The sequence below is a fragment of the Corynebacterium sp. Marseille-Q4381 genome, from assembly GCF_036881695.1.
Classification (GTDB): domain Bacteria; phylum Actinomycetota; class Actinomycetes; order Mycobacteriales; family Mycobacteriaceae; genus Corynebacterium.
In genome coordinates this window covers 1-10,358 of the sequence record NZ_JBAJNR010000019.1, presented here as the reverse complement: position 1 = coordinate 10,358, position 10,358 = coordinate 1, and the positions used below count along the sequence as shown (strand labels likewise).

8 protein-coding genes are annotated in these 10,358 nt (G+C 66.0%); 2 read left to right on the top strand and 6 right to left on the bottom strand.

Annotation, left to right across the window (positions count from 1 at the left end; translation table 11 throughout):
• Positions 1-295: 295 nt before the first annotated feature.
• Entirely contained in the window at positions 296-949 is a 654-nt protein-coding gene (locus tag V6D40_RS10840) for a DUF3239 domain-containing protein (RefSeq protein WP_334290377.1), read from the bottom strand.
• Between the two features lie 10 nt (positions 950-959).
• Complete coding sequence (locus V6D40_RS10835; protein ID WP_334290376.1) at positions 960-2,600, bottom strand: DNA repair helicase XPB; 1,641 nt, start codon at positions 2,598-2,600, stop codon at positions 960-962.
• A gap of 36 nt (positions 2,601-2,636) precedes the next feature.
• Between V6D40_RS10835 and V6D40_RS10830 the strand changes: the two genes are divergently transcribed.
• Positions 2,637-2,864 carry a type II toxin-antitoxin system ParD family antitoxin gene (locus tag V6D40_RS10830; protein WP_334290375.1) on the top strand — a complete coding sequence of 76 codons (228 nt, stop codon included), beginning with the start codon at positions 2,637-2,639 and terminating at the stop codon, positions 2,862-2,864.
• Positions 2,865-2,874: 10 nt separating this feature from the next.
• Here the strand turns inward: V6D40_RS10830 and V6D40_RS10825 are convergent, their stop codons facing one another.
• Positions 2,875-4,068, bottom strand: coding sequence for an ABC transporter permease (locus V6D40_RS10825; RefSeq protein ID WP_334290374.1), 1,194 nt, complete (start codon positions 4,066-4,068; stop codon positions 2,875-2,877).
• Positions 4,069-4,947: an ABC transporter ATP-binding protein gene (locus V6D40_RS10820; protein WP_334290373.1), complete on the bottom strand. Its 879-nt coding sequence runs from the start codon at positions 4,945-4,947 to the stop codon at positions 4,069-4,071.
• Positions 4,948-5,003: 56 nt separating this feature from the next.
• Here V6D40_RS10820 and V6D40_RS10815 point away from each other — a divergent pair, with 56 nt between their 5' ends.
• Positions 5,004-7,817: an FAD-binding and (Fe-S)-binding domain-containing protein gene (locus V6D40_RS10815; RefSeq protein WP_334290372.1), complete on the top strand. Its 2,814-nt coding sequence runs from the start codon at positions 5,004-5,006 to the stop codon at positions 7,815-7,817.
• A 7-nt stretch (positions 7,818-7,824) separates the two neighbouring features.
• On the opposite strand, the gene V6D40_RS10810 is transcribed toward V6D40_RS10815, so the two are convergent.
• Together V6D40_RS10810 and V6D40_RS10805 are read right to left on the bottom strand one after the other, a co-directional pair.
• Positions 7,825-8,157 carry a hypothetical protein gene (locus V6D40_RS10810; RefSeq protein ID WP_334290371.1) on the bottom strand — a complete coding sequence of 111 codons (333 nt, stop codon included), beginning with the start codon at positions 8,155-8,157 and terminating at the stop codon, positions 7,825-7,827.
• A gap of 192 nt (positions 8,158-8,349) precedes the next feature.
• A partial coding sequence (locus V6D40_RS10805) for a helicase-associated domain-containing protein (RefSeq protein ID WP_334290370.1) occupies positions 8,350-10,358 on the bottom strand: 2,009 nt, incomplete at its 5' end.

Below are 10,358 nucleotides of genomic sequence, written 5' to 3'. Positions count from 1 at the left end.
TATCGGGGCGCTCCCGGCACATAGGCGGCAGTGACACGGGCGACGCACGCGCCGCGCCCTGTAGCTCCCGACGACAAACAGCCTCATCGGTAGGTGCAAAACCCCCTGTCGTTGACACACTGAAACCCTGGGAGCTACAGGCCACAACCACTGATAGCGGGTAACTCCCACGACCGCGCAACGCGACCTGCGGAAACACACAACTGTCGCCGAGATACCCGCTATTAGCGAGTCGCACGGACGGCGGCGGCGGAGGGGCGGAGGAGCGGGCCAGCGGGCTGGGGAACGAGAGGGGCTAGAGGAGCTGGAGGGTCTTCTTTGAGGCCTCGACAAGCTCACTATCCTTCGCGGCGTGCTCAAGGGTTTGCCACTGACGGTGAGGGATGGAGGTCCGGGCTTGGGTAACAACGTCGGGGTCCGGGGTGGCCCAAGCGATCGGCATGGGTGTGATGACCTGCCAGTGGGCCTTGTCATGAACGGACTGCTGGGCGCCGACGGCGGTGACGGGAATTTTTGTGCCGGTGGTGTCGTGGGCGCCGGGGATCGGCTTGGTCACGAGGGAGGTGAGGGCCCAGCGCGGCGGCAAGTCGGGGTCGACGTTGGCGTTGACGAGGGCGGTAAGGGTCACCGCCGTGCCGTGGTTTTCGGTGATGATGGCGGGGGAGAGGGGGTGGGCGTCGTAAAGCTGCTGCACCTTGCCCACGCTGCGGGGAATCGCGAGCGCGACAATGAGCATCATGACGCCGAAAAGTGCGAGGCCGATGGAGCCGAGGATGTGCCAAGGGGAGGATGGGTCGACGAGGAACCAAACTGCGGCGGCTGCGGCCAGGGAGATGATGAAGAGTGCGACGCCGGAGATGACAAGGTACTTCGTGTTGCGCAGCATTTCGTTGTGCTGCTTGGCGTAGGCCTCGTCGACGTCGAACTTGAACACCTTCATCTCGCTCATGGGAGCCAGTCTAAAGGTCGTCGGCACTCACCAGACGGTAGGCGTAGCCTTGCTCGGCGAGGAAGCGCTGGCGGCGGGCGGCGTACTCGGCGTCGAGGGTGTCGCGGGCGACGATGGTGTAGAAGGTAGCTTCCGCTCCGTCCGCCTTGGGTCGCAGGAGGCGCCCGAGGCGCTGTGCCTCCTCTTGACGGGAGCCGAAGGTGCCGGAGACCTGGATGCCGAGGGCGGCCCCCGGCAGGTCGATCGAGAAGTTGGCAACTTTGGAGACGACGAGGGTGGAGATGTCGCCTCGTCGGAAAGCAGCGAATGCCTCCTCACGCTGCTTCGTGGTAGTGGAGCCTGTGACGAGCGGCGCGGATAACGCCTCGGCGATTTCCTCCAGCTGGTCAACGAAGGCGCCGATGATGAGCGTGGGTTCGCCCTCGTGGGTGTCGAGGATGCGGCGGAGGGCGTCCATCTTGCGCGAGCTGCACGCGGCGAGGCGGTATCGTTCCCGAGTTTCGGCGGTGGCGTAGAGCAGGCGTTCTTCCTCGGTCAGCGATGTGCGCACCTCGACGCACTCGGCGGTGGCGATGTAGCCGGCCATCTCGAGTTCTTTCCACGGGGCGTCGTAGCGCTTCGGCCCGATAAGCGAGAAGACGTCGTCCTCGCGGCCGTCCTCGCGAACCAGGGTGGCCGTGAGCCCCAAGCGGCGGCGCGACTGCAGGTCGGCGGCCATGCGGAAGACTGGCGCGGGCAGGAGGTGGACTTCGTCATAAATAATGAGGCCCCAGTCGCGGGAGTCAAACAGCTCGAGCGCCTTGTACTCGCCCTTCGTCTTGCGGGTGACCACCTGGTAGGTGGCGATGGTGACCGGGCGGATCTCTTTGCGCTCGCCTGAGTACTCGCCGATCTCCTGCGGCGTCAGCGTGGTGCGGCGCAGAAGCTCGTCGCGCCACTGCCTGCCGGCAACGGTGTTGGTGACCAGGATTAACGTGGTGGTCTGCGCCTGCGCCATGGAGGCCGCGCCAACGATGGTTTTGCCCGCGCCGCAAGGCAACACGACCACGCCGGAGCCGCCCTCCCAGAAGGACTCGGCGGCGTACTGCTGGTAGTCGCGCAGCTGCCAGCCGTCGTGGTTCAACTCGATGGGGTGGTGCTCACCGTCGACGTAGCCCGCGAGGTCCTCCACCGGCCACCCCAGCTTGATCAGCTCCTGCTTGATCTGGCCGCGGGCGGACGGGTGCACGGGTGCGGTGAGTTCGTCGATTGGTGCGCCAGTGAGCGGGACGATCTTCTTGCTGCGCAAGACCTCGGTGAGGATGGCGGGGTCGTCGGCCTCCAGGATGAGACCGTGGGCGGGATGCTTCACCAGCTTTAATCGGCCGTAGCGGGCCATGGTTTCGGCGACGTCGATAAGCAATGCCTGCGGAACGGGGAACCGCGAGTAGCGCTCGAGCGTGTCCACTGCCTGTTCTGCGTCGAAGCCGGCGGCGCGGGCGTTCCACAAAGCGAGCGGGGTGATGCGGTAGGTGTGGATGTGCTCTGGGGCGCGCTCGAGCTCGGCGAAGGGGGCAAGCGCTGCGCGGGCCTTGGCGGCGTCGAGGTGCGCGACCTCGAGCAGGACGGTTTTGTCGGACTGGACAATAAGAGGGCCGTCGCCGTAAGCCATGCCAGTATCTCCTTGCATGTTGGTAGCGTGCCGGTTATGGCTAAGAACACTTCAGTTGTACTCGGCGACCGCTACGACAAGCTCATCGCCCAGCTCATCCAGGACGGGCGTTACGCCTCCGCGAGTGAAGTTCTGCGCGAGGGGCTGCGGCTGGTGGAGGAGCGGGAGCGCAAGTTCGACGCGCTCGGCGTTGCGGTGCAGCAAGGCGAACTCGACGCCGAGTTCGACGTCGAGCGGTTTATTGCTGAGGCGCGTGCGCGCTAGCTTGGTTGACCTAGCCCCTGCGCAGCACCTCGGACCACTTGCTCACGCGTCCGTTGTTCAAAATCGTGCGCTTGTAAATCCGTGCGGCGGCCCACATCACCAGCGCTGTTGCGAGCGCGGCCAAGGCAAGCGAGCCGGCAAGCTGCGCGGCGGAAAAGTCACCGGCGGCGTATGACAGGGGCGCGGCGAAGATGGAAAACGGCGGGATCCAGCTCATCACCTGCATCCAGGTGGTGTCCGTGCTCATCCAGCCGAAGCCCGGGATATAGGCGGCGGCCATGAGGAGCAGCAGAATCGGCATCTGGGTGGATTGCAAGTCCTCGGTGCGCTGCACCATCGCGCCGGCGGCGGCGTAGAGGCCGCCGAAGAAGAGCATGGCCAACAGCCACGCGACGAGGAGGACTGGGAAAATCGACCAGTCGAATTCGATGCCGTCCACAAGCCCGGACCAGCGAAGTCCCAGTGCGGCAACGATGAAGAGCAGGGCGGTGGCGACGAACCCGTAGAGCACCGTGCCCAAGAGTTTCCCGGCGAGGAAGTCGATGGGGCGCACGGTGGCCAAGATGAGCTCAACCACTCGGGAGGACTTCTCCTCGGTCACGCGGCTGCCCACCTGCGCCGCGAACGTGATCACGGTGAAAATGACCATCATGAGTGCCGCAAACGCGGTGATGAGGCGGACGAAATTCTTCTCGGTCTGCTCGCCGTCCGTGTCGTTGATGTCGACTGGGACGACATCAACAGACGGCTTCGCCGCCTCGTACTGCTCGGCGGTGAGTCCGAGCGCGGAGAGCGCCTCTGCGCGCGCGTAGTTTTCCGCCATGGTCTCGACGCCGCTCAGGATGCTGCTCTTCGGCATCCCGTCCGAGATCACCTGCCAAGTCCCGCCGTCGACCACGACGGCGGCTTCCACGTCGCCGTCACGCACCAACTGAGCCGCCTCGTCCCTATTTGTGGCGGCTCGGCCGTCGTAACCGGCGTCGTCGAGAAGCGATTCCTCGAGCCCGACCGCGGCGACCGAGGTGGCGTCGGCGGTGTCGTCCTTCTCCTTCTGCCACGTGCCGAAGCCGATCAGGGCAACGATCGCGAGCAGCATGATCGAAAGCGTGATGATCACGCTCTTTTTGCGGAACAGGATCTGGATCTCGCGCGCGGCCGTCGTCGTGATCGTGTGCATGGGGGAGTACGCGTTCTGCGTAGCCATCTACTTCACTACCTCCTTGAACAGGTCGGCCAGGTCAGGCACGACGCGGGTGAACTCGTGCACCGGGCCGGCGGACAGCGCGGCGCGGAGGATTTTCTGGTCCTCGTCGGTGCTTTGGGTTTCGACGGTGGTGTGGGTGGGGGTGGCGTCGATAAGCGTGGTGCCCTCCGGCAACCAACCTGCGGTTTGCGTGCCCACCCTGTAGCGCACCGGGCCCTGGCTGCGAAGCTCGTCCACGGTGCCTTCGGCGACCATGCGGCCGCGGGTGACAATGCCGACGCGGTCGCACAGGCGCTGCACCAAGTCGAGCTGGTGGGACGAGAAGATCACCGGCACACCGGCTCGGGCGCGGTCCGTGAGCATTGTGCTCATCACGTCGACGGCAACGGGGTCGAGGCCGGAAAACGGCTCGTCGAGGATCAAAATCTCCGGGTCGTGGATCAGGCTCGCGGCGAGTTGGACGCGCTGCTGGTTGCCCAGCGACAAGTCGTCCAATTTGTCGTTCAGGCGCTCGCCGAGGCCGAGTTCCTCCAGCAGCGCTGTGCCGCGTTTAACGGCGGCCGCGCCGTCAACGCCGTGCAGCTTGGCCAAGAAAACGAGCTGGTCGAGGATCTTTTCCTTGCCGTAGAGGCCGCGCTCCTCGGGCATGTAGCCGATGCGGCGCCGCAGGTCGTCGTCAAGCAGCTGCCCGTCCAGCAGCACCTCGCCCGAATCCGCCTCCAGCACACCGAGTGCGATGCGCATGGTGGTTGATTTGCCCGCGCCGTTAGAGCCGACGAAGCCGTAGATTTCGCCGTCGCGCACGCTAAAGCTCATGCCGTCGAGGGCTTGGACACTGCCGAAGCGCTTGCGAAGGTCCCGAATTTCGATTGTGGTCACTTTTCATCCTCCTTGCGATCGAAGGTAGCAGCGGGGCCGGGGGCTAGCATGGGTCTATGACAGCCACAATTTCTTCCCCGGTGGAGCACCTCACCCGCGAACTCGGATCGAGCGAGGCGATTACCACCCGCCCGATCGACCGCATCAAGTACGCCCACGACGCGTCGCACTTCCTGTACACCCCGGATGCGGTGGTCGAGGCGCGCAGTGCGAACGACGTGGCAGCAGCGTTTCGCGCTGCAGCGGCTTCGGGCCGCACGGTAGTGCTTCGCTCCGGAGGCACGTCGCTGTCGGGTCAGGCAGGCGGGAGCGGGTTGCTTGTCGACGTTCGCAAGCACTTCCGCGGCGTCACCGTTCTCGACGGCGGCAACCGGGTGCGCGTCCAGCCGGGATCGACGGTGCGCCAGGTCAACGCGTACCTTGCCCCCTACGGGCGCAAGATCGGCCCCGACCCGGCCTCAGAGGGCGCGGCGACGATGGGCGGCGTGATTGCCAACAACTCCTCCGGTATGGCGTGCGGCACGAAGTTCAACACGTACAACACGATCGAATCGCTCACCTTTGTCTTGCCGTCGGGCACGGTGATCAACACCGCCGACGCCGACGCGGAGGTGCAGTTCGCGCAGGCGGAGCCGGAACTTACGGCAACGATCGAGCGCCTGAAGCGCCGCGTGCGCGGCAACGCCGAGTCCGTCGCCACCATCGAGCGTCACTTCGCGCTGAAAAACACGATGGGCTACAGCCTCAACGCGTTCTTGGACTACGACCCGCCCCTGGAAATCTTCATGCACTTGCTGGTCGCGTCTGAGGGCACGCTGGCGTTTATCGCGGAGGCGACGCTTCGCACCATCGAGGTGCCGAAGCTTAAGACGACGACCATCGCGGTCTACCCAACTATCGACGCGGCGACGCGCTCCCTGCCCGCGCTTTTCGACTCGCACGCGGCGACGCTGGAGCTGATGGACTCGCGCTCCATCAAGGTAGGCCGCTCGTTCGACACCGTGCCCGAGCAGATCACCGGCTTCGAGCTCGACGGGCAGGCCGCGCTTTTGATCGAATACCACGCGAACGACGCCGAGCAGCTGCGCGAGTACGAGCAGGTGGGCGCGAAGCTGCTTACCGAGTTTGACCTGCAGACCCCCGCGGCGTTCTCCACCGACGCCCGCGAAGCCGCCAAGGCGTGGGCCTTCCGCAAAGGCCTCTACGCCCAGGTGGCCGAGGCCCGCCCGTCCGGAACCACCGCGCTGCTGGAAGACATCGCCGTGCCGGTCGCGGACTTGGCCGACACCTGCGGCGGGCTGCAGACCCTGTTCACCGAGTACGCCTACGACGACGCCGTCATTTTCGGCCACGCCAAGGACGGCAACATCCACTTCCTCATCACCGACCGCTTCGAGGGCGACGAAAACTTGAAGCGCTACGACGGGTTCAACGAGGCGATGGTCGACCTTGTCCTCAGCGCCGGCGGCAACCTGAAGGCGGAGCACGGCACGGGCCGCGTCATGGCGCCGTACGTCCGCCGCCAGTACGGCGACGAGCTTTACCAGGTCATGGTCGAGCTCAAGCGTGCTGCCGACCCGCGCGGCGTGATGAACCCTGGCGTGATCATCACCGACGACGACCGCGAGCACATGAAGAACTTCAAGCTCAACCCCCAGGTTGAAGACGAGATCGACCCGTGCGTCGAGTGCGGCTACTGCGAACCCGTGTGCCCGTCCCGCGATCTCACCATGACGCCGCGCCAGCGCATCGTGGTGCGTCGCGCCAGGGCTCAGGCGCTTGCCGACGGCGACCTGGGCACCGTCAGCGCCATCGACCAGGATTACCAATACGAGGGGATCGACACGTGCGCCGTCGACTCTTTGTGCGTCACCGCATGCCCGGTTGGCATTGACACCGGCAAATTCATCAAACACCTGCGCGCCGAAGAAGCCGGCGCTGTGGAAACCGCCGGTTGGACCACCGCGGCGAAGGTGTGGGGTCCGGCCAACACCGCCGCGTCAGCAGCCCTCACCGGCGCGTACTACCTTCCCACCAAGCTGGTGCAGAAGGTGACCGACGTCGCCCGCGCGCTCGCCGGTGCCGACACCGTGCCGCAGTACCAGCCGGAGTTGGGCAAGGGTGGACGCACCCGATCGAAGCTGGGCCCGGTGGTGGGGGACCGGTTCGCCAAACCCAGCGCCGTTTTCGTTCCGGCGTGCGTGAACTCGATGTTCGGCCCGCAAGGCGAAGGCGTCGGCGCGACCGAGGCGTTCGTGCGACTCGCGGAACGCGCCGGGGTTGCGCTCATCGTTCCCGACGATATTGACTCGCTGTGCTGCGGCACTCCGTGGACGTCCAAGGGCATGCGCTCTGGCCATGCTGCGCTTGAGGCGCGTGTACAGACCTCGCTCCTTCGCGCCACGGGCGGGGGACGGTTGCCGGTGGTGATGGATGCCGCCAGCTGCACCCACGGGATGATGGACATCGCGGCCGAGATCGGCATCGACGTCATCGACGCCGTAACCTTCGTTGCCGAGCACATGTTGGACGCGCTGCCGGCCGGTGACAAGGTCGAATCCATCACGCTGCACCCGACCTGCTCCACGACGCATCTGGGAATCCAAGCTGATTTGGAGAAGGTGGCCGCGGCGGCTGCAACCGAGGTGCGCGTGCCGACGAGCTGGGGTTGCTGCGGCTACGCCGGTGACCGAGGCATGCTCCACCCGGAACTGACGGATGCGGCGACCACGATGGAGGCTCGCGATGTTGAGCGCTTGGACAGCGATGTGCACGCGTCCTGTAACCGCACCTGCGAGCTGGGCATGACGCGAGCCACCGGCGAGGAGTACCACCACGTGCTTGAGGTGCTGGAGCAGGTGACCCGCTAGCCGGGTGCTACTTGGAGACCTTCTTCAGGACGACGTCTTCTTCGTCCTCGAGGGTCTCCATGACGATGGAATCGCCGTCGACCGTGTAGTTGATCTCCTCGCCATCGAGGATGATGACGTTGTTGCTCTTGTCGATCTCGCAGGAGTACGGCATCTCGCCAACGATTGGCGCGGTCATGGAGAACTGGCAAACATCATCTGCGACAGTGAGATCCATCTGCGCGGTGATGCCGTCTTCGGTAACGGTGCCGGTGTAGTCGCCGTCGATGTCGGCGCCAGCGCAAGCCGCAAGGGAGACGGCGGCGAGGGACGTTGCGAACACACTTGCTGTCTTTTTCACGGGAACTTCCTTAGGGATAGATAGGTGACTTACTAAACCACTGAGTATATGTGTGTGATTATGATCGTGCGCCAGCGGTTGCCGGGTTGCGTAGACCACCTTAACCTCCCTACTGAGCCGACCATTTGAGTTGGCTGTACGCCCCTTGTCACTTTGCTCCCGCTCCTAGCGACCTGCTTGGGGCGGGTCTTCCTATGCCAGCACCGCCCGGGTGATGCGGGGCAGGGCGATGCGCACGACGCGGTCGGTTGCCTCGTCGAGCACGTCCACCTGGCCCCCGCCGACGGAAAGCGGCAGCACCGTCATAACCTGGCCGCGGCCGTTCTTGTCCACGTAGCCGAGGGAGACGTGGCGCCGTGCGCGGGCAGCCGCGCGCAGCACTTCGATGGTGTCAGCGCCGGCGTCGGTGGTCTGGGTGCCGGTTGCCTCGTCGTTTCGTGCGGCGTCGGTAAGCAGTACGCTCACGATCCGTTCCACCTGGGCGGGCTCGACCTGGCGCTCTCGCGGCAATGTCGACGGCGTCGCGGGTACCAAGGAGGGCTCCGGCACCATGTTCAGCTCGGCGCCGCGAGCGTCCTCGGCGGTGGGCTGCAGCCCCGCGCTCCGCAGCTGCGCCATCAGCTGAGGCAGCGGGAGGTCGGACACCGCGACGGTGGGCGCAAGCACCCGCAGGTCGACGCGGTCGGCGGCGGTGGCAATGAGCGTGGGGTCGCTGCTGCGCACGTAACTCATGGCGGCGCCTGCGCGGATGGAGCCGTGCGTGCGGGCGACGTCATCAACCAGGAAGCGCAGGTTTTGCGGCACCTCACCGATCACGTGGGTTTCTAGCCACCGCTGGAGCTCATCGCTGGTCGCGCCGCTGTCGAGGGCTTTGCGTATTGACGCCTCCGTCACCCGCCACACGCTGGCCAAACCGGGGGACTCCAGCGTGGCGAAGCGCTCCATCATCCGGGCGGCGTCGGCAGTGAGTGGGCCGGGGGCGAGGATGGTCATATCGGCCTGTGCGATCACCGCGTCCACCTCGGCGGGAACGAGCGCCTTGGCGGCGGCGGCGACGTCCGAGCCATTGAGAAGTGCCTGCGCGGGGGTGGATAACCCACCCAGTGCCAGGGCTCCCACCGTTTCCGCCTCGGCAGCGACGGCGGCGATCAGGCTGTCGCGCATGCCTGACGAGGCGATCGGCGCTTGAAACAGCAACCGCTCGCGGTCGCCGGCTGCGCGAAGGATGGTCATCCGCGCGTGGCGCAGGTCCGGCGCGTGCATCTCGCTCGAGAGCAGCTTGTGCCCGGTGTCCACGCGCCACGGCGACGCGACCCAACCAACCATGAGGATGGCCCACTGGTCGCCGAGCGTTGCGTCAAGCCACGTCAGCGCGTCCTTCGTGGCGGCAAGCGCGTCGGCGTCGGACGCCGGGTCAACGTTGCCGCGGCCGATCAGCCCCGCGGCCTCGCCGACTGTGATGAGGAACGCCGGGTCGAAGCCGAGATCCTTGGTCATGGCGCCAAGCGCGCGCACGCCGACCGTGGCGTCTTTGTTCAATGCGACCGGTTGGGCGAGCAGGTAGGTCAGCAGCTGGCGCAGTTGGCGCACCGCATCCAGGCCCTGACCAGCTGCGGCTTCGTCCACCGCGCGCTGCTCCACCGCCGGCAGTGCCGGCTCGGTAGCGGGGTAGACGCGCGGTGCGTTACCGGTCAACACGTCGCGAACCGGTCGAGGCAGCCGCACAGTCGACGCGTTCTCGCGCACGAGTAGTCCCTGGCCTATGAGGCGCGCAACGGGGGTGTTCGGGTCCGCGTCGACAGCGGCTGCCCTGGTTGTGCCCACTCCACCGGCCGCAGCAAGCGTCTCGAGCACCTTGCGCTCTTGGGCAGGTAGCTTATCGACGACCCCTCGCACCCCCTCTGGCGCCACATCGCTCATCCGCCAGCCAGAGGGAAGCGCGGAAAGCGTACCGGGGGCGATCCGCACCGCACTATCGGGCCCGTAGACCAGCGCGCGCTCGCGCAGCCGGTCAACTCCGGGTAGCAAGGCTTTGTCGAGGCTGGCCGCGTCGACGGGGTCGAGTTCCGCGCCGAGGTCACTCAGGCGTTCCAGCGCGCGCAGGTCGGTGGCGTTCAGGGTTCGTAGTGCCCGGGTGACGGAGGCTGGAAGCGCAAGTCTGGTTGCCAGGGACGCGGTGGATGCGGGGGTGGGGTAGAAGG

Coding starts and splice junctions, on each gene's coding strand:
- V6D40_RS10825 (WP_334290374.1), bottom strand. CDS start 4,068: ATGGCTACGCAGAACGCGTACTCCCCCATGCACACGATCACGACGACG.
- V6D40_RS10830 (WP_334290375.1), top strand. CDS start 2,637: ATGGCTAAGAACACTTCAGTTGTACTCGGCGACCGCTACGACAAGCTC.
- V6D40_RS10815 (WP_334290372.1), top strand. CDS start 5,004: ATGACAGCCACAATTTCTTCCCCGGTGGAGCACCTCACCCGCGAACTC.
- V6D40_RS10840 (WP_334290377.1), bottom strand. CDS start 949: ATGAGCGAGATGAAGGTGTTCAAGTTCGACGTCGACGAGGCCTACGCC.
- V6D40_RS10835 (WP_334290376.1), bottom strand. CDS start 2,600: ATGGCTTACGGCGACGGCCCTCTTATTGTCCAGTCCGACAAAACCGTC.